Origin of the sequence: Janthinobacterium sp. SUN211 (genome assembly GCF_030587315.1) — a bacterium.
In the GTDB taxonomy this organism is placed as follows: domain Bacteria; phylum Pseudomonadota; class Gammaproteobacteria; order Burkholderiales; family Burkholderiaceae_D; genus Janthinobacterium; species Janthinobacterium kumbetense.
Window position 1 is genome coordinate 364906 of sequence record NZ_JAPWIC010000005.1, and the last position, 22803, is coordinate 387708.

A 22803-nucleotide genomic window follows, 5' to 3' on the forward strand; every position below is an offset into this window, starting at 1 on the left:
AGCAGCTCAGGCGGCGCGCAAGCTCTTCGCATGGAAGCGCACGTGCTCTTCCATGAAGCTGGCGATGAAGTAATAGCCATGGTCGTAGCCGGCATGGCGGCGCAGCTGCAGGGGCTGGCCAGCGTCGCGGCATGCCGCTTCGAAGACGTCGGGGAACAGTTGCTCGGGCAGGAACTTGTCGGCCAGGCCCTGGTCGATCAAGATGCCTTCGGGGAACAGCGGCGGTTGGCCCTGCCGGCCGCGCATCAGCGCGCTGGCGTCGTATTGCTGCCAGCTGGCCTCGTCGCTGCCCAGGTAGCCCGTGAACGCTTTTTTGCCCCACGGACATTGGCTCGGTGCGGCGATGGGGGCGAAGGCGGAAACGGAGCGGAACAGTGCCGGGTTGCGCAAGGCCAGCACCAGTGCGCCGTGGCCGCCCATCGAGTGGCCGAAAATGCCCGTGCGTTGCGCATCGATCGCCAGTTCCTGCTCCAGCAAGGCGCGCAATTCCAGGATGTAGCTGTACATGCGGTAGTGGCTGCTCCACGGCGCCTCGGTGGCGTCCACGTAAAAGCCGGCGCCCACGCCGAAATCCCAGGATTCGCTCTCGCCCGCGATGTTCGCGCCACGGGGGCTGGTGTCGGGGGCGATCAGGATCAAGCCTTCTTCCGCGGCCACGCGCTGCGCGCCGCCCTTGATCATGAACGTTTCTTCCGTGCAAGTCAGACCCGCCAGGTAAAACAGGGCGGGGCGCTTGGTGCTGACTGCGGCGCCTGGCGCCATGTCGGGAATGAAGGCCGAGAAACGCATGGGCAAGCCGATGGCTTGCGCGTCGTGGCGATAAAAGCGTTGTACTCCGCCAAAACAGGCGTGTTCACTCAACAGTTCCAGCATGAATTCTCCTCGTTAATCTCACAGTATAGCGAGAGTAACGCACCGCAGAGGCGGGATCAGTCCAGCATGGCCGTTAATGCAGGCAAGATGTCCTGTGCCGGCGCTTCCGTCTTGAAGGCCAGCAAATGGTCGGCGCGCGTCTTGCCCAGGTTGATGGCGGCCACGGGCTTGCCCGTTTCGGCCGCCATGCGGCACAGGCGAAAGCTGGAATACACCATGACGGACGAGCCCACCACCAGCAGGGCGCCAGCTTCCATCATTTTGCGCTCGGCTTCGGCCGCGCAGGCGGCGGGTACGCCATCGCCGAAAAACACCACGTCCGGCTGCAGGGTGCCGCCGCAGCGGGGGCAGACGGGCAGGTGGAAGGTGGCCAGCTGCGACGGCTCCAGCAAGGCGTCGCCGTCAGGCGCCGGCGTGGCCGTGGCGCCCAGCAGCTGCGGATTGTCGTGTTCGAGCTGATCCTGGATCAGGCGGCGCGTGTGGGTAGCCCGGCAATCGAGGCAGACCACGCCATGTATGCTGCCGTGCAATTCCGTGACGGCGGTACTGCCCGCTTGCTGATGCAGTCCATCCACGTTTTGCGTGACCAGGCCGCCTATTCTCCCGCGCCGGGCCAGTTGCGCGATGGCCAGGTGGCCGGGATTCGGCGTAGCGCGCGCCAGGGTCGGCCAACCCACCATGCTGCGCGCCCAGTAGCGGCGGCGCACGGCTTCCTGGCGGCGAAAATCGGGGCCTTGCACGGGCGCATTGCCGCGCCGCACGCCTTCCGTGTCGCGGTAATCGGGTATGCCGGACGCCGTGCTGATACCGGCGCCCGTCAGCAGCAGCACGTCGGGATGGCGCCGCAGGAACTGCGCCAGCTGATCGAGGGCAAGATCGTCGCTGGCGGACCGCAGGCTGGCTGAGGAAAAATTTTGCATGATGTGCCATGCTAACCGAAAAGCATGGCGCCGTTGCAGGAGGGATGTTTATTCCAGCTTCATGCCGAAGCGCTGCAGCCGCGGCTGCCAATGCTCCTGGATATTGGCCGACACGAGGATGCGCTCGGCCTTGCCGATCAGCAACGCGCGCGGCACGAAGCCGAAGTAGCGCGAATCGGCGCTGTTGTCGCGGTTATCGCCCAGCATGAGGAAATGGTCGGTTGGCACCGTCACGGGGGCAAAGCTGCGCGCCGCGCCCGCGATTTGCGGCAAGACCTGGATGCGGTGCTGCTCGGTCTGGTTGCGTTCGCGGATGCGTTGCGCCGTCAGCTGGCCCACGTGGGCGATGGTTTCAGGGGCCGTATCGAGCGCCGTGTACTGGGCGGGCTGGCCATTGATGACCAGCTGCTCATCGCGCATTTCCACCGTGTCGCCGGGCAGGGCGATGATGCGCTTGATCAGGCGCGTGCCGTCTTTCGGCGAGGAAAAGGTGACGATGTCGCCCCGCTGCGGTTCGCCCAGGCGCTGCAGCACGATATCGGTGAGCGGCAATTTCAGGTTGAAGGCGAGGCGGTTGACGAAGACCACGTCGCCTTCTAGCAGGTTGGGGCGCATCGACGCCGACGGGATGGGATTCCAGTCCGCCACGGCCGTGCGGAACACGCCGAACAGCAGGAGGAACATCAAAAAACCTTTGTTGGCGCGCATCCATGTGCTCATGTCGGCTCTTTCGCTGGGCAGTGCCCGTGAGGGTGAAGGGAAGCGCCATTGCTGCTGGCGCCATATCACGATGCACGGCGAGGCTGAAGCCAGTCTTAAATCAATGCAGGCGCGGCCGATGGCGTGACCATTGTTGCGTGCACGCATCACCCTGTCTCAGGGATGCCGGCACGGCGCATGCGCGTCGTCGTCGCCGTTGCGCCGGCGCTTGCCGTGCATCTCGTCCCACAGCTCGCCGAGTGCCACCAGCAAGCCGCCAGCCACGAAGGGGATCGCCACCAGCCAGGGAATGCTGTCGAGCCAGGGACCCAGCAGGATGGCCGAGGCCACGGCAATGACGATGGCGCTGCACCAGAAGCGGCGCGGATGCCGGAGCGTGAACAGGTAGTGAAGGTCGTTCATAAATCCTCCTTGGTGAGCAGGCGGAACAGCCGGGCGGCCAGAATGCTGCTGACGGCGATGACGATGCAGCCATCCAGGAAAAACAGCACCTTGCCCACCAGGTGCATGCCCTGCACGAGGTAGACGGGCAATTCCTGCGCTTCCGCCCACTGCGTCATGCGTGCCAGCACGATGGCGGCGGCAAAGATGACGACGGCCAATGCCAGCACCAGCAGCACATGTTCGAACAGGCGTAGCCGCACTTTCATGTTGGACTTTGCAAGATAGATAAGATTCCCGAACCTTGACGTTATCAGTCCATTATCACGGCGCCTTGCGCTGCCACAAAGTCGCGGCCGATAGCCTGAAAACGGCCTTGAGCCCGCAAAATTCGCCTATTTTAACGCCTTGATGACGGCGTCCAGCTTGACCTTCAGCGACTTGTCGTGCGCGTGGATGGCCGGCACTGCGCGCTGCACGCCCAGCAGCTGGTAGACGGCCGTCTGCGCCGCACGCACCGAGTATTCCACGGTGAAGACGACATCGTCGGCGATTTCCACGAACTGGCTGACGAAGGCCAGGTTGACGGAGTTGGCCGGCACGGGCAGGGGACGGTCGCTCTTCGCGCGGGGCATGAACATGCTGGTGATGTACGGCATGCGGCAGGGAATGCAGTTCGCCGTGGCCATGATGTCGAGGTCGAAGTTCAGGTGGCCGCACAGCTCGCGCAGGATGTCCTCGCCGCTGCAGTCGGACATGGGCTTGGCGACGAAGTTGCCGATGCGGTCAGGGTGCAGCGCGTAGCCCCAGAATACTTGCACGCCTGCGGGCTGGCCGGCGAAATGGGGCTGGTGCGCCAGCACGATGGACATGAGCCAGTTGCTGTCCTTGAATGTGACGAGGCCGCCCGTGCCCGCGCTGTTGCCCGTGAAGCGCTCCATCCTGTCAAAGAAGGCACTGTCCTTCAAGGTGACCGTGTACGAGGCCCAGTACGATTCGGGGATGCTGCTGTTGAAGGCGGCGGGACGGCCCAGTTGCGGGCGTCCCTCGGCCAGCTTTTCCCACAGGCGCCAGCCATGGCTGTCGTGCTTCGTGCGCCTGGCGGGCGCGCGGTGCATGCTGCCATAGCTGGACGCATCCGTCATCGAGGCATTCTGGAAAAACACCAGGTCGCCCGCGGCGACGGGGACCACGTCTGCCAGGCCGCGGCGCTGGCAGGCAATGGCGGTGGCGCTCAGGCGGCCATCGGATTCTTGCACCTCGATATCGGTCACCGTGCAATCCATGATGAGGTTCACGCCTTGCGCCTGCAGCCAGGCGACCAGCGGGCGCACCAGCGAATCGTACTGGTTGTAGACGGTGCGCTTGACGCCGGCCAGGGTTTCGATGCGCGAAAACTCCAGCATGAAGCGGTGCAGGTAGCGCTTGAACTCGACGGCGCTGTGCCAGGGCTGGAAGGCGAACGTGGTGGCCCACATGGTCCAGAACCGGGTGTCGAAGAATGCAGACGAGAGCCAGTCCGTGATGGCGCTGCTGCCCAGCGTGTCTTCGTCCGCTTCCGTCAGCTTCAGCAGTTCCAGCCTGTCCTGCATGGAAAAGCCCATGCTGCTGACGTCGACCTTGAAACGGTTGCGGTCGACCAGCCGCGCGCGCGAGTGGGGAAGGTGCCGTTCGTTGAAGGCGACGGTTTCGTCGTAGACGCTCTGGCCCGCATGCTCGAGCGAGGGGATGCTCTTGAACAAGTCCCAGGTGCACTCGTAATTGTCGGTGGTCAGCATGCGCCCGCCGCGCAGGGTATAGCCATCGTCGGCATTGCCGCCGCCGTCGAGGCTGCCACCGGTCACGGGCGACGCTTCGAAAATGGTGATGTTGCTGCCTTGCATGCCGCCGTCGCGTATCATGAAGGCGGCCGCGGCCAGCGAGCCGATGCCGCCGCCGATGAGGTAGGCTTTTTTGTCTGTATTGCGCATGTTGTTCCCTGAGTGTGAGTGCATCCGCGTGCGCGAAAGGCTGGCAAGCGACATGGCCGACGCCGCGCCATATTTGCCTATTTTACAACATCAGGTAAGGGGTGCCTGCTTTAGGGAGCAGTTGCTCGGTTTTTCAGGCGCCCGCGTGTTCCTTGCGCCGTTCAAAGTACAGCAAGTCCGACCAGGCATCCTGGAAGCGCATGGCTTTTTCCGAGCGGCCATACTGGTGAAAGCCGTTGCGCTGCATGACGGCGACCGAGCCCAGGTTTTGCGGCCGCGCCGTTGCTTCCAGGCGCCACAGTTCCAGTGTGCCGAAAGCCTCTTCCAGCAGCAGGGCCACCACGCGCGTGGCGTAGCCGCGTCCGCCGAACCGTTCGCCGATGCGGTAGCCGAGCGTTGCCTTGTTGAAATAGGGGCGCGTGACGGCCGTCAGGTTGACCCGGCCGATGATTTGCCCGTCCAGCTTGGCCAGATACTGGTAAGCGAGGTCTTGCTGGCGTTCGCGCTGCGCCTGCTCGATGGCGGCGGCGATGGCTTCCTGGTGGTAATAGGACGGCGCGCGCGCCGTGACCCAGTTTTCAAAATACGCGCGGTTTTCCAGTTCGAAGGCCAGCAAAGCGGGAAGGTCGGCGCTGGAGGGCGGGAACAACTGAAGGCGGTCGAGGTCTGGCATGGGATCTGGTCGAAATGCGATGCGTCATTATAAGCAGCTGGCGCATTTCGCCGCACATCATCTGCCACACGGTCCCATTGCCCCGCCGCTTGCCACGGCATTGCAGCCTGAGCGAGGAAGGCGTCAACGCAGTCCCCAGACGTCGTCTTCCGTCCACCCCAGTTCCGCAAAATCCTGCGCCCGCTCGCCAGCTTCGCCGGCGCAATAGAATTCGTCGAGCTGGGGCGGCGCGATGCGCGTGCCGGCCAGCATGGCGTGTACTTGCCCCCGGTGGTGGATCTGGTGCTGGAACAAGTGCGCGAGCATGCGCTGGCGCGTGTCCACTTGCGGCGTGTCGCGCAGGATCGTCACGGGCCGCGCCAGGTCGGCATCGCACAGGCTGCGGCAGTGGGCGATCAGGCGCGCGTCGGATGCATGCTGGGCCGCCTGCAGCGTGGCGCAGTCGGTAAAAGGCTCGTCCTGTTCAAAGAAGGCATAGCAGTCGGCATGCGGCGCCTCGCCGCGCAGCTCGCGCTCCAGCGCGTCGAGATAAAACCAGTCGCATGTGAGGATGTGGTTCAGGGTGAACTGGATGGTGGGGAAAAAACTGACGCGCGTCGCCTGGAATTCGGCCAGATTTAGCTCGCCGCAGGCTTTCAGCAGGCGGTGGTTGCTCCAGGCGTTGTTGTACGCCTGGGTGGTGACGTAGCGGGCCAGCATATTGCTCATGATTTACCTTGCAAAGAGGGGGAACTGCGAGAGCGCCACTGTAGCACTTTGCGGCAGGTGGACCAAGGCGGCCACGCCCGCCGCACCGGCACGGCTGTCATCAAGTAAAATCGCGCAGCGGATGTCGCGATAGTGATGCATATAGGGCTGGAAAAGCAAAATGGGTTGGATAGGAAAATTACTGAATGGCGGCGAAAAAAGCAAGCTTGCGCCAGTCACGGCAGCGGCGGCGCCCGAGATGACACGGCAGCCAGCGACCATCACCGAAATCGATGCCATCTACTACCGCTGGCTGGCGGCCGCGGGTTCGGCGCAGGCGACAGCGCAGGCCGAACAGCAGATTCTGGACGAATTGACGCGCCTAGCCAGTGAACCGATCGCTGGCGCTGCGCTGGTGCCGCGCATTCCGGCCATCATTCCGCAGTTGATGCGTACCTTGCAAAACGAAAACATGAGCGCGGCCGAGCTGTCGCGCCAGTTGGCCCAGGACGTGCCGCTGGTCGCCGAGGTCTACCGCGAAGCGAACCGGCCCCGCTACCATTCGCGCTACAACGCCAGTCCGTCGATCAACAATATGGAAGGCGCCATCATGCTGCTCGGGCAAAACGGCATGCGCATGCTGCTCGCCCGCGTCGCCTTCCGCCCCATCGTCAGCATGCAAAGCGGCGGGTTGACCATACGCACGGCGCCGCTGATCTGGCGCCAGTCCGAGAAATGTGCGCTGGCGGCCAACCTGGTCGCGCCCGCAATGCAGGCCAACGCCTTCGACGCCTATCTGGCGGGGCTGATGGCCAATGTGGGCCTGGTGGTGGCGTTCCGCCTGATCGACCAGATGCACGCGCCCGATGCCTTCCCGCAATCGGACGCCTTCATTGCCCAGGTGTTTGCGCAAGCGCGCCTCTTGTCGGTACGGATCGCCGAGTTATGGGAGTTTCCCGAGTCCGTGACCCGCGCGATCGGGCAGGCCGGCGCCGATGACCACGCCGATCCGCAGGCGCAAGCGCTGGCGCTGGGCGATCGCTTGAGCAAGCTGCGCATGCTGGTCGATACTGGCCGTTTTCCTGCCGATGATCCCTTCGTGATGACGGGATTGAGCAAGGCCGAGCTGCAGGTGTTTGACAAGCTGGCCGATGACGAGGACGAGGACGACGAGTGACGGCCGCAGGCCGGTCGAACTGCGCCCCGGCCCTGTGGCAGATTCTTGCGGCCAGGGCCGCGATTGCGTGCTAATCTGGCAACTAAATGAGTGGCCCGTCTGCCATTCCATCCTGTCGTATGCCCATGCTGCCGAGGAGGTTCCTTGCTTCCATTTCGCCGTTCCATGCTTGCCGCCGCGTGTTTGATAACGGCGGCGCAGCCCTGCGCCGCCGCGCCGGACACACTGCCCGTCAAACCGGCCTTCGCACCGTCCGCAAGGCTTGCTGCCATTGCTGCGCAGCGCTCCTTCCAGCTTCAACTGGGGACTGCGCCTGTCGATCTGGTGCGGCGAGGAGATGCCGTTCGAGCAGCCCGACCGCATGGCCGTGCAAGTGGCGCCGGCCCTGGGGCTGGGCGGCATGGATAACCGCACGGCGACGCCCGGGATGTGCGGCGCCTGGCGCGTTGCAGCGGCTGCGGCGCAGGCAAACGATGCCGTGAAGAGCGACGTGCCGGTGCTGATCCTGGCCGGCGAATTCGATCCCGTCACGCCGCCAGCCTGGGGCCGGCGCCTGCTGCGCAGCATGCCCAACGCACGCTTCGTGCAGGTTCCGGGCCAGACGCATGGCGCCATGTTCAACCGCTGCGGCGGACAGCTGACACTGGCATTCCTGCGCGACCCGCGCGCGCCCTTGAACCTCGATTGCGTGGCGAAGATGCCGGGGCTGGTGTTTGCCGCCGACTAGCGCGCAAAGTAGAGCGCATGCAGGTGCTCGAGGTCGACCTCGGCAGCAGCCTGCGACAGCGCCACCTTGCCGCTTTGCATCAGGTAAACGTGATCGGCCACGCCGACGGCGCGCGCCGTGTTCTGTTCGACGAGGATGATGGTGCGCTTGCCGTCGTTCAGGCGCGCGAGGATGTCGAACAGCTCGTTGACCACCAGCGGGGCCAGGCCCAGCGACGGCTCGTCGATGATCAGCAGCGACGGGTCCGACATCAGCCCGCGCGCCATGGCCAGCATCTGCGCCTCGCCGCCGGACAGTGAGCCGGCCAGCTGCTTGCGCCGCTCGTGCAGGCGCGGGAACATGGCGTAGGCTTCCGCCAGGCGCGCGGACATGTGGCTGCGGTGCTCCTTCGGAAAGGCGCCCATGATCAGGTTTTCTTCCACGCTCATGTCGCGGAACGTCATGCGCCCCTCGGGTATCATCGTGACCCTCGCGTCGCTCATCTTCCACGTCGGCGTGCCGTTGATGGGCGTGCCATCGAGCGCGATGCTGCCCGCGCCCACGGGCAGCAGACCCATGATAGCGCGCAGCAGGGTGGTCTTGCCGGCGCCGTTCGGGCCGATAATGGTGGTCAGCTTGCCCTTCTGGATGGACAGCGACACATCCCACAGCACATTGATGGCGCCATAGCCGGCGCGCAGATTCTCTATGTTAAGCATGCGCGGCTCCCGTGTAGCTTTCGATGACGGCCGGATCGCGGAAGACCGCATCGGGCGTGCCGTCGGCGATCAGCTGGCCGAAATTGAGCACGGCCACGCGCTGGCACAGATTGCTGATGGTTTCGATATCGTGCTCGATCATGACGATGCCCACGCCAAAGGCGGCATGCAAATCCTTCAGCATGCCCATGAAACGGCGCTTGCCATTCGTTTCCAGTCCCGCCAGCACTTCGTCGAGCAGCAGCAGTTTCGGGTTCGTCGCCAGCGCCTTGGCCACTTCCAGCGCCTTCAATTCCGTCAGCGCCAGTTCGCTGGCCGCGTCGCGCTGCGCCTTGTCCGCGAGGCTCGTGAAGTCGAGGATTTCATCGATCTTGCGCATGTCCACTTTGCCGGTGCCGAAACGCTGCGCCACGACGAGGTTTTCGCGCACCGTCAATTCATGCATGGGCTGCGGGATCTGGAAGGTGCGGCCCAGCCCCAGGCGCGCGCGCTGGTACATGGGCGTGGCCATGATGTCGCGCCCCTCGAAGCGGATGCCGCCGCTGGTGGGGCGCACCAGGCCGGAAATGGCGTTGAACAGGGTGGTCTTGCCCGCGCCGTTCGCGCCCACCAGGCCGATCACGTCGTGGCTGCCCACCTTCAGGGTGACGGAATCGACGGCCGTCAGGCCGCCGAAGCGCACGGACACATTATCGAGTTCAAGCATGTGCTTCTTCCTTCGCTTTGACGAGTTTGCGCAGCAGCGGCAGCAAGCCGTTCGGACTGAAGACGATCATCGCCACCAGCAGCACGCCCAGCACCAGCTGGTGGCCCGTGGGGATCAGCGACTTGAAAATCAGCTGGTCGACCAGGTATACCACCACGGCGCCCAGCACGGGGCCGAGTATCGTGCGGTAGCCGCCGAAGATGGCCGCCACGATGGGCAAGGTCACCCACAGGCTGTTGAAGGCGTAGTCCGGTTCCAGGAAATTGATGTAGTGGGCGTTGAAGGCGCCGAACAGGCCCGCCATGAAGGCCGACACGAGCAGCATGGCGCCTTTCAGCAGGGTGCTGTTGACGCCGACGACGCGCGTGGCGTCTTCGCTGTCGTGCATGGCGCGCAGGGCGATGCCGTAATGGCTGGCGCGGATGCGGCTGTAGGCAAACGCGCACGCCACCACCAGGGTCAGCACCACCAGGTAGGCGCCCGTCTTGCTGGCCAGGTCGAAGCCGAAGACGGCGGGCAAGGCCGGGATATTGTTGATGCCGCCGGCGCCGCCCGTGACGGAACTCCATTCCGTGGCCAGGATGCGGAAGATGTGGGCGTAGGCGAGGATGGCCAGCGCAAAATACGGACCGCGCAGGCGCAGCACGGGCAGCATGATGACGGCGGCGATGGCCGCGCCCGCGCCACCGAGCAGCATGGCGGCAAACACGGGCAAGCCCAGTTTCACGGTGGCCAGCGCGGAGACATACGCGCCTACGCCGAAGAAGGCAGCGTGACCGAAGCTGACCATGCCGCCCAGGTTGCCCAGCAGGGCCCAGGACATGGCCACGCCGCCGACGATCAGGGCCGCCACCACCATGCTCATCACATACTGGTTGGCGCCCAAGGCCAGCGGCACGACGATATACGCGGCCAGCAGCAGGCCCGCCGTGGAAATCAGTGTCGAGCGCTTCATCCGCGCCTCCGTTGTGCGCCGAACAAGCCGTTCGGCATGATGAACAGCACCAGCAGGAACAGCACCATGCCGGACAATTCCTGCAGCGCGGAGCTGGCGAGGGTGACGGTCAGCGCCTCGGCCACGCCCAGCAGCACGGCGGCCAGCAGCACGCCGGGAATGGAACCGATGCCGGCCAATACCGTGATGATGAAGGCTTTCACCGTCAGCGCGCCGCCGTAGGCCGGCTGGATCACGCCATAGCTGAACAGGGCGACGCCCGCGAAGGCGGCCAGGATGCCGGCGACGAGAAACGACACCAGTTCCGTGCGGCCCGGGTCTATGCCCATCAGCTTGGCCGCGTCGCGGTTGCTGGAGACGGCGCGCACGGCGCGGCCATACCAGCTGGTGGACAGCCAGCGCCACAGCGCCGCCATCAGCACCAGGCTGACGCCAAAGAAAATCACTTCGCTGCGCATGCTGAAAAACGGGCCGATTTCAAACCCTTCCTGCAGCCAGCTGGACGACGTCGAGCGGATGTCGGCCTTCCACACGAGCAGGATGAAATTGGTGAGGATGACGCCGATGCCGTAGGTGAGGATCAGCGAATTGATTTCGCGGTCCTTCTTGATGCGGCTGACGATCAGATACACGCCCACGGACGTCAGGCTGACGATCACCAGCGCGATGGGAATGGCGAACATGGGACCGAGTCCCAGGCCGGATTCGACGCTGTAGGCGATGTAGGCGGCCAGCAGCACCAGTTCACCGTGCGCCAGGTTGATCACTTTCATGGTGCCGAAGACCAGCGCCAGTCCCAGTGCGATCAGGGCGTAGGAGCCGCCCTGCAGCAAGCCCGAATACAGGGCCTGCAAGATTAATTCTGTCATGTCGTCATCCCGTCAGGCAGCCCAAGGGCATCGCGAAGATGCGCCAGGGCTGCCGTTCATCGGTGCGCGCCCTGGCGGACGCGCGCGTGCGCAGCGGGAGGCTGCCTACCAGGGCAGGGCTGGATAGGCCAGCTTGCCCGTCGCGTGTTCCTTCGGCCAGACGATCACCACTTTCTTGTCCTGGTGCTGCGCCATGCGGTGCACGAAGTTCTGGTTGTCGCCGTTGGCGGCGAACTGCACGCGGCCGATCAGGGTTTCGCGGTCCGTCTTGCGCATTTCCTCGGCCACGCCGCCTTTCTTGATGGTGCCCTTGTCGGCCGCGCGCGCGATGGCTTCGAACAGCAGCATCGACTGCACATAGCCGAACTGGCCCAGGTAGTCCGGCTCCTTCTTGTACAGCTGCTTGTAGGCGTCGCTGAAGGCCTTGCCGTCGGCCGTCTTGAATTCCGTGGGGAAGGGCAGCAGGGCCGTGCCGAAGACGTTCGGCATCAGGTCGGGGAAGTCGGCCGCCATTTTCGGCGTAGCCAGCGACCACACGCCCACCATGGCCTTGATCTTCGGCTTCAGGACGCGGGCGGCGCGGATGATGCCCACATAGTCGTTTTCATAGCCGACCATGGCCACCACTTCCGATTTGTCCTGCAGCTTGATCTTGTTGATGATGGGTTTGAAGTCCGTAATCGCCGGGTCGAACGAGTGCGTCGTCACTTTCACGCCCTTGGCTGCCAGGGCCTTTTCCACGTCCTTCGCCAGGCCCGTGGTGGCATCCTTGGTCGAGTACACGATGGAGACGGACTTGGCGCCCACGTCCTGCAGCAGTCCCAGCATGGCTTTTTCGTAGCCGGCCGTGTTATTGATGCGGAAAAAATTCTTGCGCCCGCTGGACACCAGGCTGTCGTCCACGCCGCCCGAGGTGATGTAGACGAGGCCCAGTTTGTTCGCCGTGTCAGAGGCGGGTGAGATATTGTTCGAGCCATAGCCGCCCGTGATGGCCACCACGCCCTGGCTGGCCAGCTTTTCCACGGCGGCGATGGCCTTGGCGGGTGCCGATTCGTCGTCGACGGTGATGATCTTGATGGTGTGCTTGCCGTTGGTCTTGTTGAAGACTTCGGCCGCGACCATGATGCCTTCCTGCATGCCGGCGCCGACCCTGGCTAGGTTGCCCGTCAGCGGGATTTCCGCGCCGACCAGGAATTCGTCGGCGCTGGCCTGCGTTATCCAGGCGCTGGCAACCAGTGCTGCCATGGCGATGCGTGTATAGGTGCGTTTCATCGTGTCTCCTCCGGTGATGTGGCTTGGTTTTATTGTCGGTTCTGGTACTACATGGTCAACTTATCGTGCATTCTGCGCCATTTGCCGCAGCTGCCCCTTTAAAATCTTGCCCGTGGCGGCGGCCGGCAGCGCGTCCATGACGATGATGGCGGACGGGCATTTGTACGGCGACAGGGTCTGCGCCAGCCAGGCCTGTAATTGTGCCACGCTGGCGGGCTGGCGCGGGTCCAGCTCCACGTAGGCGATGACGTCCTCGTTGCCATCGGCCACAGTGCGTCCCACCACGGCCGACTGCACCACGGACGGGTGGGCGTTCAGCGCCGTTTCCACCTCCAGCGGATACACATTGAAGCCGGAGCGGATGATCAGCTCCTTGGTGCGGCCGACGATGAAGAGGGCGCCGTCGGGATCCTGGCGCGCCATGTCGCCCGTATTGAGCCAGCCGCCATCGCGCATGGTGGCCTCCGTCATGGCCGGTTCGCGGTAATAGCCGGCCATGACGTTCGGCCCGCGTATCCACAGTTCGCCTGGCTCGCCCGGCGCCACATCAAGGCCGTCAACGCTCACCACGCGCACTTCCACGCCCGGTATCGGTGTGCCGACGGAATCGTCGCGGCGCGGCGCTTCCAGGCGCGTCTGGCTGATGGTGGGCGCGCTTTCCGTCATGCCGTAGCCATTGTGCAGCGCGGTGCCCAGCAGCTTTTCCACCTCGTGCTTGAGCGACGGCGCCAGCGGCGAGCCGCCTGCATACGCGAAGCGCAGCTTCGTCGGCAGCGGGGTATCGGCGCCGCCCAGGGTTTGCAGCAGCTTGGCGTACATGGCGGGCACGCCCTGCACGATGGTCAGCTCGTCGTCCTTCAGGGCCGAGAGCAGACCGTCGACGGAAAAGCGCGGCACCAGGTACAGGGCGGCGCCCGCATACAGGGTGCCGAGCGCCACCGAGGCCAGGCCATATACGTGCGAAATCGGCAGCACGCCGTAGGCGCGGTCGGTGCTGCTCAATCCCCGCAATGTGCTGGACACGGCGGCGATGAACAGCAGGTTGCGGTGCGTGAGCATCACGCCTTTCGACTGGCCCGTCGTGCCTGTCGTGTAGATCAGCGCGGCCACCTGTTCGTTGCCGGGGACCGTGTCTTCGACGATAGTTGTCTCGTTCAAGTCGCCGACCAGCAGCTCGCCCATGCCGTCGACCGTGGCGCTGGCCGCGCCCAGACGTGCAGCATGCGCGGCAGCTTCCGGCGAGGCGCCGGCCAGGAACAGCACGCGCCGCGCGGAACTGTGCGTGGCGATGGTATCGATTTCGCGCGCCGACAGCCGCGCGTTGACGTTGACGATCCACGCGTCGATGCTGGCGCAAGCGAAGATCAGCGCCACCTGCAGCGCGCCGTTCTCGCCCACCACCATCAGGCGGTCGCCGGCGCGCACGTCCAGCTGACGCAGCAGCCGAGCGGCATCTTCCACACTGTGCTGCAGCTGCGCATAGGTCCAGCTGCGGCCAGCTTCATGCAGCGCGGGCGCGTCCGGCGCGCGTGCCGCCCAGTGGGCGGGAATGGCCGACAGGCGCGCCGGCAAGCCGGCCAGCAGGGCGGGAATGTCCATGGCGGCCTCCTTCACTTTTGCGCTGCCTTGATCATGTTGCGTGCGATGACGATCTGCTGGATCTGCGTCGTGCCTTCATAGATGCGGAACAGGCGCACGTCGCGGTAGAAGCGTTCGGCCGCGTATTCGCTGATATAGCCGGCGCCGCCGTGGATCTGCACGGAGCGGTCGGCCACCCTGCCGCACATTTCGGAGGCGAACAGCTTGCAGCACGACGCTTCCGTCGAAATATCTTCCTTGTTGTCGCGGCGGCGCGCCGCGTCGAGCACCATGCTGCGCGCCGCGTAGATTTCGGCCTTGCTGTCGGCCAGCATGGCCTGGATCAGCTGGAATTCGGCGATGGGCTGGCCGAACTGCTGGCGTTCCATCGCATACGCCAGGGCGTCGGCCAGCATGCGTTCGGCCGCGCCCACGCAGACGGCGGCGATATGCAGCCGGCCCTTGTCGAGCACTTTCATGGCCGTCTTGAAGCCCACGCCTTCCTTGCCGCCGATGATATTCGCGGCCGGGACGCGGCAGTTCTCGAAGATGACGTCGCAAGTATGCGCGCCTTGCTGGCCCATCTTTTTATCGATCTTGCCCAGCGAGAGGCCGGGCGTGTCCTTTTCCACGATGAAGGCGGAAATGGCCGAGGCGCCCCGCTTGACAGGGTCCGTGCGGGCCATGACGGTGAAGATGCTGGCCTCGGGCGCGTTGGTGATATAGCGCTTGCTGCCGTTGAGGATATAAAAGTCGCCGTCGCGCACGGCCGTCGTGCGCAGGGACGCGGCGTCGGAACCCGATCCCGCTTCCGTCAAAGCGAACGAGCCGATGATCTCGCCGGCCGCCAGCTTAGGCAGATAGTATTGTTTTTGCGCTTCCGTGCCGTCGATAACGATGCCTTGCGAGCCGATGCCGTTGTTCGTGCCGATCAGCGAACGGAAGGCGGGCGAGGTGCGGGCGATTTCAAACGCGACCCGGACTTCCTCTTCCATGCTCAGCTCCAGGCCGCCGTAGGCTTCCGGGATGGACAGGCCGAACAGGCCCAGTTCGCGCATCTGCGCCACGATGGCGGGCGGGATGGTATCCGTTTCGGCCACCAGCGCCTCGTTCGGCACCAGCACTTCGCGCACGAAACGGGCGATGCTGTCGAGCAGAATGTTCAGGGTTTCTTCGTCGCGTATCATCGGGGTCCTCGGTACTGTAATTAAGAGGGGGCGCGCAGTCTAACCGCGGCCCAGGTTTTTTTCCACTGTCTTGACCAGGGCGACCAGGCGCGGTCCCAGGTCGGACTCGAGTTTTTCACGCGACAGCAAAAAGGCGGGGCCGCCGCAATTGAAGGCCATCACCTGTTCGCCGTCGGCACCCAGCATGGGCACGCCCACGGCATGCACGTCGTTCTGCCATTCTCCGGCCGAGATGCAAAAGCCCCGGTCCTGGTAATCCTTGAAGCCTTGTTCGATGCCGGCCTTGATGCGCGGCCAGCGTTCCGTCTCGTGCACCCTGGCGTGATCCATCAGGTAGTCGCGTTCGGCCTGCGGCAGGATGCATAGCAGGGCCTTGCCCATGGCGGTCGTCATCAGGGGGATGCGCGAACCGACGTCGAGGCGCAGGGTGACGTTGGCGCTGCTGCGGCACGTTTCCACGTACACCATGCTGAGGCGGTCGCGCGTGCCTAGCGAGACGGACGCTTGCGCATGTTCGGCCAGTTCTTCCATCAGCGGGCGCGCCATCTTGCGCACGTCCAGGTTCGACAGCATGCGGTAACCGAGGGCCAGCACGCCGGCGCCCAGCTGGTACTTGCCCAGGCTGTCCGAGTAATTCAGGTAGCCCAGTTTGGTGAGGGTATAGGTGAGGCGTGAAATCGTCGGTTTCGGGATGCCCGTGCGCTTGGCCATGTCCGCGTTCGACAGGAACACTTCGCCGGGACGGAAGCAGCGCAGCACTTCCAGCCCGCGCGCCAGCGCGTTGACGAACTGGCGGTCCTTGCCTTCCTCGTCATCGCTGAAGACGATGAGTTCCGGATCTGCGGCGGTCTGAATATTTGTCATATTTGCATTCATTTTCAGGCTCCCTGGAAATCAGTTTGCCTAGCCGAATCTGGCATGTCAACCGTTTTGTGAAACATTCGTTCGCACAGCGAAATGCTGCGGTGCATGAAAAAAGCGTGAAAAATTGACCTGCGCGCGTGCTTTTGGTCTTGTCGCTTGAGCATCGCTATATACGTCTGTATATTGCGCTGTTGGGTGACGGCCACCGCATGCGTGGCCGCTTTTTTGAGTATCGCTATATAAGACGATATATAACGAGAGTGGAAAGATCTAGACGATGTTGAAACAGGTAATGGCTGGCGCCGTGATGCTGGCGCTGGCGCAAATGGCACAGACGGCGCAGGCGCAGCAAACGGCGGGCAACGATGGCGTGGATGCGGCGGCGCCGTTCGTGCTGGGCACGGTGACGGTGATCGGCCAGCGCGAGCAGGCAGGCCAAATGGAACAACAGGTGGGCGCGCAAGTGAACCGCGCCGAGATGCGCCGCTTTAACCGCGACAATGTGGGCGATGCATTGAATCTGCTGTCCGGCGTGTCGCTGTCGACCAATTCGCGCAATGAAAAAACCGTCGCCATCCGCGGCTTCGATGCGCGCCAGGTGCCGCTGTACATCGACGGCATTCCCGTCTACGTGCCGTACGACGGCTATGTCGATTTCAACCGCTTCACCACCAACGACCTGGCCGCCATTCAGGTGGCCAAGGGCTACAGTTCCGTGGCGTATGGCGCCAATACCCTGGGCGGCGCCATCAACCTGGTGTCGCGCAAGCCGTCCGCGCGGATGGAAGGCGATACGTCCATCGGTTTCGGCTCGGGCAGCGAGCGCCGGGTGTCGGCCAACGTGGGCACCAACCAGGGCCTGTGGTATCTGCAGGCGGGCGTGTCGTATATCGACAGCGACGGTTTTCCCATGTCGTCGGACTTCCGCCCCACGGCCACGGAAGACGGCGGCACGCGCAACAATTCCTATCGCAAGGATCATAAACTGTCGTTCAAGGTGGGCTACACGCCCGATGGCGCGCAGGCAGGCGACGAGTATGCACTGAGCTACTATAAGCAGCATGGCGAAAAGGGCCAGCCGCCATCGACCAATCCCGTGGGCGCGCGCTACTGGCAATGGCCGTACTGGAACAAGGAAAGCGTGTACTTCGTCTCGCAGACGCGCCTGGGCGACGCCGAGCGCCTGAAACTGCGCCTGTACCACGACAGCTACGACAATGAAATCACCTCCTACACGAACGGCAGCTACGCGACCCTGAAAACCAGCGGCCAGGGCAGCGTCAGCGGCGGGCGCAGCATCTATAACGACCGTACGAATGGCGGCGCGGTGGAACTCGAATCGTTCCGCCTGGCCGCGCACAGCCTGCGTTTTGTGGCCAGCTACAAGGCCGACGAACACCAGGAACTCGATGCAAAAGGCGTGCGCACCACCTGGTACAAGGATGCCTTGTGGACCCTGGGCGCGGAAGACAGCATCGCCCTCGATGCGGCGACGGAACTGTCGCTGGGCATCTCTCGCAATGAACTGCGCCCGGACACCGTCTACAGTGCGGGCAATGCCTACACCTTGCCAGCCAATCAATCGGCCACGGACCTGCAGGCGGGACTGTTCCGCAAGGTCGGTCTTGATGCGCGCGTGTACGCCACCGTGGCGCGCAAGTCGCGCCTGCCGACCCTGAAGGACCGCTACTCGCAGCGCCTGGGCACGTATATCGAAAACCCGGCCCTGCGCGCGGAAGAGGCGATGAATTATGAGCTGGGGTATCAAGGAAACGTGCAGGGCGCCAAGGTGGAAGCGGCGCTGTTCTACAGCGATGTGAAGGACAAGATCCAGAGCGTGGCGAATGTCTCGGGCGTGCGCTCGCAGATGCGCAACGCGGGCAGGGCGCACATCAGCGGCGTGGAACTTGGCTTGCGCGGCAACGCCGGCGCCTGGCTGGATTTCGGCGGCAATTACACCTACACGGACATGAAGAACATCAGCGACCGCGCCACGCGTCTGACGGACGTACCGCGCCACAAGCTGACGGCGCACGCCGTGCTGCACGCGGCGCGCCAGGTCGACGTGGTGGCCATCGCGGAAACGAACAGCGGGCGCTGGGTCTCGAACACCCTGGAACTCGGCGGCTTTACGACCGTGAACCTGAAGGCTGTGTACCGCCCCTTGCCGGCCTTGACCCTGGAAGCGGGCGTGGCGAACCTGGGCGACCGCAATTACGCGCTGGCCGACGGTTTTCCCAGCGCGGGACGCACCTGGCTGGCCAATGCGCAGTACCAGTTCTGATTTTTTGAATGTTTCATGAAAGGACACAGCATGTTGAAGACAATATTGACAAGCCTCGTTTCGGCGGCACTGCTGGCCGCGGTGCCCGCATGGGCAGACCCGGCGCCGGCGCGCGACAACATGAGCCACGCGCTGACCGTGACGGGCGTGGTGGAAACGCCCTTGACCTTGAAGGTGACCGACCTGCGCCAGCTGCCGCCGGCCAACGGTGGGAAAATCGCCGTCACGCGCCATAACGGAGACAAGGCCGAAACCATTACCAGCTACAAGGGCGTGCTCCTGCGCGATATCCTGGACAAGGCGGTGCTCGATGCGCCGGGCCATAACGACGTCAAGAAGCTCGCCATCATCGCCACGGCAACCGATGGCTATGCGGTGGTGTTTTCCTGGGGCGAGCTGTATAACTCGCCGGCCGGCGAGGGCGTGATCGTCTACTACGAAAAGAACGGCAAGGCGCTCGACGACAACGATGGCGAGATCGCCCTCATTTCGGCGAAGGACATCCGCACGGGTCCGCGCCACGTGAAGTGGTTGAACGGCATCGAGGTGCGCAAGCTGGTGGAGTGACGATAAGCTGATGGAAAAAACGCGCCGTGGAGCCATCCCCGGCGCGTTTTTTTATGCCGCCAGCGCTTGCCGCATGGCCTGGCCCGCCACGTCGAACAGGCCGCGCGCCGCTGGCGTCAAGCCCAGCATGTGGATCGACGCATGGATCATGCCGTCGAGCTGCACGCATTGCGCCGCCACGCCGTCGTCGCGCAAATACCGCGCATAGGCCTCGCCTTCGTCATGCAGCGGGTCGTACTCGCACACCAGCACGGTCGCCGGCGGCAAGTCCTTCAGCGACGTTGCCCGCAGGGGCGCCGCATAGGACTGCGCGCCGTCAGCCGGCTCGTTCAGGTAGGCCGACCAGCAAAAGCGCATGGCTTCCCGCGTCAGCGAATGGCCTTCCGCATAGCGCTGGTAGGACGGCGTGTCGAAGGCGAAATCGAGCGCCGGGTACAGCAGCAGTTGGTGCGCCAGCGCGGGACCGGCCTGGTCGCGCGCCATCAGGGCCGCGGCCGCCGCCAGGTTGCCGCCCGCGCTGTCGCCGCCCACGGCCAGCCGCTTCGCATCGATGCCGAGCGCCTCGGCATGGTCCGCCACCCAGCAGACTGCCCGGTAAAAGTCGTTCAGCGGCACGGGGAACTTGTGCTCGGGCGCCAGCCGGTAGTCGACGGAAAAGATCACGCAGCCGGTGGCGTTGGCCAGTGCGCGGCACGGATTGTCGTACAGGTCCAGCGAGCACAGGCACCAGCCGCCCCCATGCGCAAAGACGATGGCCGGCAGGGGCTTGCTTGTGTCCGCGCCGGCGGGCACGTAGGCGCGCACGGTCAGCGCGTGCTCGCCAGGCAGCACGTAGTCCTTGATCGAGGCGACGTCTTCCAGCGGCCCGTGCAGCTGGCGCAGCCCCGTTTCCGTGGCGGCCCGCAAGTCCGCCAGCGAGGCGGGCGGCGGCGCATTCCTTGTCTGTTCCAGCCAGGCGGCGATCAGCGGATCGAGGCTCATGCGGCTTCTCCGGCCAGGAACGGCAGCAGGTGGGCGATGAACGCTTCCGGCTGTTCTTCCATGATGAAGTGGCCGCATTCGGCGACGATGGCGCCTTTCAAGATGTCCGCCTTGCCCTGCATGGTCAGCAGAGGCGCGTCATTCGTCGCATGGTCGGCGCCGATGGCCAGCACGGGCATGGCCAGGCTCTTTTTCGCCCGCTCCAGGTTTTGCCGGATGGTTTCCGGAATGGCGCGGTAGTAGGCGAAACCGGCGCGCAGGGCGCCCGGCGTGGCGTAGGCGTCCGCATATACGTCGACGGCCACCTTGTCGCGGCGGTACGACCAGCGGTCCAGGATGAAGCGGATGTATTCGCGCTCCTTGCCGGCCGTGAGCATCTCCGGCAAGTCCAGCACCTGGTTGAACATGAAGTGCCACAGGAAGATGTTGTCGGACGGCGCGACAAAAATCGGCGGCGCGGGTGCCAGGCCGGGAATGACGGCTTCCGTCAGCGCCAGTTTCGTCACGGCCTGCGGGAAGTCGCTGGCCAGCGCATAGCCGACCCACATGCCGATGTCGTGGCCGACGACATCGTACTGCGCATGGCCCAGGGCCAGCATGGCGCGGTGCAGGGTGGCGGCAACGGCGCCCGTGTCGTAGCCGCCGGCCGGACGTTCCGAGTGGCCGCTGCCGGGAGGATCGATGGCGATCGCCTGGTAGCCCTGGGCGGCAAGGGCCGCCATCACGTAGCGCCAGGCGTACCAGGTTTGCGGCCAGCCGGGGATCAGCAGCACCGGTTTTCCTTCGCCGGCGATGACGCAATGCAGGCGCTGGCCGTCGATGCGCACATAGTCGTGGGTGTAGCTGTCTTCATTCTGATGCATGGCAAGTCCTTGTATTGATTCAGTTAATTAGTTGTGCGTGATGCCGAGCAGGGTATTGATCTGCTGCGTGCTGACGGGGGCGCCGGCGAAGTCGTCGAAGATCTTGTCTGTCACGGGAATGATGTGGGCATTGATGAAGGCCACGCCTTCACGCGCACCCACTTCCTGGTCCTTCAGGCAGCATTCCCATTCCAGCGTGGCCCAGCCCGCGTAGTCGTTTTGCGCCATCTTCGAGAAGATTGCCTTGAAATCGACCTGGCCGTCGCCCAGCGAGCGGAAACGTCCGGCGCGGTTTTCCCACGACTGGTAGCCGCCGTAGATGCCTTGTCGTCCCGTCGGATTGAATTCCGCGTCCTTTACATGGAACATGCGGATATGGTCCTTGTAGATGTCGATGAATTCCAGGTAGTTCAATTGCTGCAGCACGAAGTGGCTCGGATCGAACAGCATCTTGCAGCGCGGGTGGCGGCCCACGCGCTCGTAGAACATCTCGAAGCTGATGCCGTCATGCAGGTCTTCGCTCGGGTGGATCTCGTAGCACAGGTTGATGCCCTGTTCTTCGCATACGTCGAGGATGGGCAGCCAGCGGCGCGCCAGTTCGTCGAAGGCCGCCTCGATCAGGCCGGGCGGGCGTTGCGGGAACGGGAACAGGTAGGGCCAGGCGAACGAGCCGGAGAACGTGCCCATGTCGGTCAGGCCCAGGCGCTTCGAGGCCATGGCCGCCAGTTTCACTTGCTCGATGGCCCACTCGGTGCGCGCCGCCGGCTGGCCGTGCAGGTGCGCCGGCGCAAAGCTGTCGCACAGCGCGTCGTAGGCCGGGTGCACGGCGACCAGCTGGCCGAGGATGTGCGTCGTCAGTTCGCTGATGACCAGGCCATGGCTGGCCAGCATGGCGACGAGGTCGTCGCAGTATTGCTGGCTGTGGGCTGCTTGCGCCACGTCGAACAGGCGTGCATCCCAGGCGGGGATCTGCAGGGCCTTGAAGCCCATGCCGGCCGCCCACTCGGCGATGGCGGGCAGGGTGTTGAAGGGCGCCGTATCGGCGGCGAATTGTGCCAGGTGCAGGCTTGGTCCTTGGATGGTTTTCATATCGGCTCCTATTGTTTGTCGATCGACAAAGAATAGGCGAAATTTTCTGCGCGGTCAAGGCCGTGATGCAAAATAAATGCGGAATCGGTGTGGCTTGCAAGCGTTATACTGGCCGCCAGTTTGCAAGCAAAGGATGAAAATGGCAGGAAGACCGAGGGAATTTGACCGCGCGCTGGCGCTGGCAAAAGCGCGCGACGCGTTCTGGACGCGCGGCTATGAAGGCGTATCGATGGCCGACCTGGTGGCGGCGCTGGGCATCGCCTCGGCGCGCATCTATGCGGCGTTCGGCTCGAAGGAGCAATTGTTCCGCGAAGCCGTGGAACTGTATGAAACGGGCGAGGGCGCATTTGCCGTGCATGCGCTGGCGGCCAGCCTGAATGCGCGCGACGCCGTGGCGCGTATGCTGGAAGAAGCCGTGCTGTTGTATACGCGCAGCGGCCAGCCGCAGGGCTGCATGGTGGTCACGGCCGCCACGAATACGAGCGCGGACAACGCGGGCATCGCCGACTGGCTGGCGCAGCACCGCCGCGCGCGCACGCAGGCTGTCATCGAGCGCCTGCGCGCGGCGCAGCTGGCGGGAGAATTGAAAGAGGAGGCGGACGTGCAGGCGCTGGGCGACTATTATGCGGCGCTGCTGCATGGCCTGTCGGTGCAGGCGCGCGACGGCATTCCCGCCGAACGGCTGCTGGCGCTGATCACGCCGGCGATGGCGCCCTTGGCGCTGGAAATGAAAAATTAGACTATCTTGCCGATAGTCGCCGT

Annotated in this window: 25 protein-coding genes; 5 read left to right on the forward strand and 20 right to left on the reverse strand. The window is 64.3% G+C overall.

The genetic code is table 11. The features are described from left to right. Window positions 1-6: 6 nt before the first annotated feature. The 9 genes from fghA to O3301_RS19070 all read right to left on the reverse strand — a co-directional run bounded on the left by fghA (window position 7) and on the right by O3301_RS19070 (window position 6449). Window positions 7-873 (reverse strand): S-formylglutathione hydrolase, encoded by an 867-nt coding sequence (fghA, locus tag O3301_RS19030; RefSeq protein WP_305057162.1) that lies wholly within the window; start codon window positions 871-873, stop codon window positions 7-9. A gap of 56 nt (window positions 874-929) precedes the next feature. Next, window positions 930-1793, reverse strand: a complete 864-nt coding sequence (locus tag O3301_RS19035) for an NAD-dependent protein deacetylase (protein WP_305057163.1) — start codon at window positions 1791-1793, stop codon at window positions 930-932. Window positions 1794-1841: 48 nt separating this feature from the next. After that, entirely contained in the window at window positions 1842-2513 is a 672-nt protein-coding gene (gene lepB / locus O3301_RS19040; protein ID WP_305057164.1) for a signal peptidase I, read from the reverse strand. 156 nt (window positions 2514-2669) lie between these two features. Further along, window positions 2670-2915 (reverse strand): hypothetical protein, encoded by a 246-nt coding sequence (locus O3301_RS19045; protein ID WP_251351185.1) that lies wholly within the window; start codon window positions 2913-2915, stop codon window positions 2670-2672. Next, entirely contained in the window at window positions 2912-3163 is a 252-nt protein-coding gene (locus tag O3301_RS19050) for a hypothetical protein (RefSeq protein WP_289905532.1), read from the reverse strand. Before O3301_RS19050 ends, O3301_RS19045 begins: the two co-directional genes overlap by 4 nt. A gap of 126 nt (window positions 3164-3289) precedes the next feature. After that, a complete protein-coding gene (locus tag O3301_RS19055; RefSeq protein WP_369812209.1) occupies window positions 3290-4918 on the reverse strand; it encodes an oleate hydratase in 1629 nt (542 codons plus the stop codon). Between the two features lie 79 nt (window positions 4919-4997). Then, the gene (locus tag O3301_RS19060) at window positions 4998-5537 is read right to left on the reverse strand and encodes a GNAT family N-acetyltransferase (RefSeq protein WP_305057166.1); all 540 of its coding nucleotides are present in this window, start codon (window positions 5535-5537) and stop codon (window positions 4998-5000) included. Window positions 5538-5660: 123 nt separating this feature from the next. Continuing rightward, complete coding sequence (locus O3301_RS19065; protein ID WP_289905528.1) at window positions 5661-6245, reverse strand: DinB family protein; 585 nt, start codon at window positions 6243-6245, stop codon at window positions 5661-5663. Between the two features lie 3 nt (window positions 6246-6248). Next, window positions 6249-6449 (reverse strand): hypothetical protein, encoded by a 201-nt coding sequence (locus O3301_RS19070; protein ID WP_305057167.1) that lies wholly within the window; start codon window positions 6447-6449, stop codon window positions 6249-6251. 34 nt (window positions 6450-6483) lie between these two features. Here O3301_RS19070 and O3301_RS19075 point away from each other — a divergent pair, with 34 nt between their 5' ends. Next, window positions 6484-7401, forward strand: coding sequence for an HDOD domain-containing protein (locus tag O3301_RS19075; RefSeq protein WP_289911603.1), 918 nt, complete (start codon window positions 6484-6486; stop codon window positions 7399-7401). A gap of 262 nt (window positions 7402-7663) precedes the next feature. Further along, a complete protein-coding gene (locus O3301_RS19080; RefSeq protein WP_305057168.1) occupies window positions 7664-8128 on the forward strand; it encodes an alpha/beta hydrolase in 465 nt (154 codons plus the stop codon). Here O3301_RS19080 and O3301_RS19085 read toward each other — a convergent pair. The 8 genes from O3301_RS19085 to O3301_RS19120 all read right to left on the reverse strand — a co-directional run bounded on the left by O3301_RS19085 (window position 8125) and on the right by O3301_RS19120 (window position 16257). Continuing rightward, window positions 8125-8826: an ABC transporter ATP-binding protein gene (locus tag O3301_RS19085; protein ID WP_305057169.1), complete on the reverse strand. Its 702-nt coding sequence runs from the start codon at window positions 8824-8826 to the stop codon at window positions 8125-8127. The two genes, O3301_RS19080 and O3301_RS19085, sit on opposite strands and share 4 nt — an antisense overlap. Continuing rightward, entirely contained in the window at window positions 8819-9532 is a 714-nt protein-coding gene (locus O3301_RS19090) for an ABC transporter ATP-binding protein (protein ID WP_305057170.1), read from the reverse strand. The genes O3301_RS19085 and O3301_RS19090 overlap by 8 nt, the downstream gene beginning before the upstream one ends. Next, window positions 9525-10487: a branched-chain amino acid ABC transporter permease gene (locus O3301_RS19095; protein WP_305057171.1), complete on the reverse strand. Its 963-nt coding sequence runs from the start codon at window positions 10485-10487 to the stop codon at window positions 9525-9527. The genes O3301_RS19090 and O3301_RS19095 overlap by 8 nt, the downstream gene beginning before the upstream one ends. Further along, window positions 10484-11356, reverse strand: coding sequence for a branched-chain amino acid ABC transporter permease (locus O3301_RS19100; protein ID WP_035817692.1), 873 nt, complete (start codon window positions 11354-11356; stop codon window positions 10484-10486). The genes O3301_RS19095 and O3301_RS19100 overlap by 4 nt, the downstream gene beginning before the upstream one ends. 105 nt (window positions 11357-11461) lie before the next feature. Further along, on the reverse strand, window positions 11462-12628 hold the full coding sequence (locus O3301_RS19105) for an ABC transporter substrate-binding protein (protein ID WP_305057172.1): 1167 nt from the start codon (window positions 12626-12628) through the stop codon (window positions 11462-11464). Between the two features lie 60 nt (window positions 12629-12688). Then, window positions 12689-14227, reverse strand: a complete 1539-nt coding sequence (locus O3301_RS19110) for a class I adenylate-forming enzyme family protein (RefSeq protein ID WP_305057173.1) — start codon at window positions 14225-14227, stop codon at window positions 12689-12691. A gap of 11 nt (window positions 14228-14238) precedes the next feature. Further along, window positions 14239-15393: an acyl-CoA dehydrogenase family protein gene (locus O3301_RS19115; protein WP_034782861.1), complete on the reverse strand. Its 1155-nt coding sequence runs from the start codon at window positions 15391-15393 to the stop codon at window positions 14239-14241. A gap of 39 nt (window positions 15394-15432) precedes the next feature. Beyond that, complete coding sequence (locus tag O3301_RS19120) at window positions 15433-16257, reverse strand: IclR family transcriptional regulator (RefSeq protein ID WP_099664531.1); 825 nt, start codon at window positions 16255-16257, stop codon at window positions 15433-15435. A gap of 277 nt (window positions 16258-16534) precedes the next feature. Between O3301_RS19120 and O3301_RS19125 the strand changes: the two genes are divergently transcribed. Next, the gene (locus tag O3301_RS19125) at window positions 16535-18541 is read left to right on the forward strand and encodes a TonB-dependent siderophore receptor (RefSeq protein WP_305057174.1); all 2007 of its coding nucleotides are present in this window, start codon (window positions 16535-16537) and stop codon (window positions 18539-18541) included. 30 nt (window positions 18542-18571) lie between these two features. Further along, window positions 18572-19108, forward strand: a complete 537-nt coding sequence (locus O3301_RS19130) for a molybdopterin-dependent oxidoreductase (protein ID WP_305057175.1) — start codon at window positions 18572-18574, stop codon at window positions 19106-19108. Window positions 19109-19159: 51 nt separating this feature from the next. On the opposite strand, the gene O3301_RS19135 is transcribed toward O3301_RS19130, so the two are convergent. The 3 genes from O3301_RS19135 to O3301_RS19145 are packed head-to-tail and all read right to left on the reverse strand — an operon-like array spanning window position 19160 to window position 22041. Further along, window positions 19160-20089: an alpha/beta hydrolase gene (locus O3301_RS19135; RefSeq protein WP_305057176.1), complete on the reverse strand. Its 930-nt coding sequence runs from the start codon at window positions 20087-20089 to the stop codon at window positions 19160-19162. Next, window positions 20086-20952 carry an alpha/beta fold hydrolase gene (locus O3301_RS19140; protein WP_289905513.1) on the reverse strand — a complete coding sequence of 289 codons (867 nt, stop codon included), beginning with the start codon at window positions 20950-20952 and terminating at the stop codon, window positions 20086-20088. The genes O3301_RS19135 and O3301_RS19140 overlap by 4 nt, the downstream gene beginning before the upstream one ends. A 27-nt stretch (window positions 20953-20979) precedes the next feature. Further along, window positions 20980-22041 carry a sugar phosphate isomerase/epimerase gene (locus O3301_RS19145; protein ID WP_305057177.1) on the reverse strand — a complete coding sequence of 354 codons (1062 nt, stop codon included), beginning with the start codon at window positions 22039-22041 and terminating at the stop codon, window positions 20980-20982. A 139-nt stretch (window positions 22042-22180) separates the two neighbouring features. On the opposite strand from O3301_RS19145, the gene O3301_RS19150 reads away from it, so the two are divergent. Beyond that, the gene (locus tag O3301_RS19150; RefSeq protein ID WP_152255998.1) at window positions 22181-22780 is read left to right on the forward strand and encodes a TetR/AcrR family transcriptional regulator; all 600 of its coding nucleotides are present in this window, start codon (window positions 22181-22183) and stop codon (window positions 22778-22780) included. The last annotated feature ends 23 nt before the right edge of the window (window positions 22781-22803 follow it).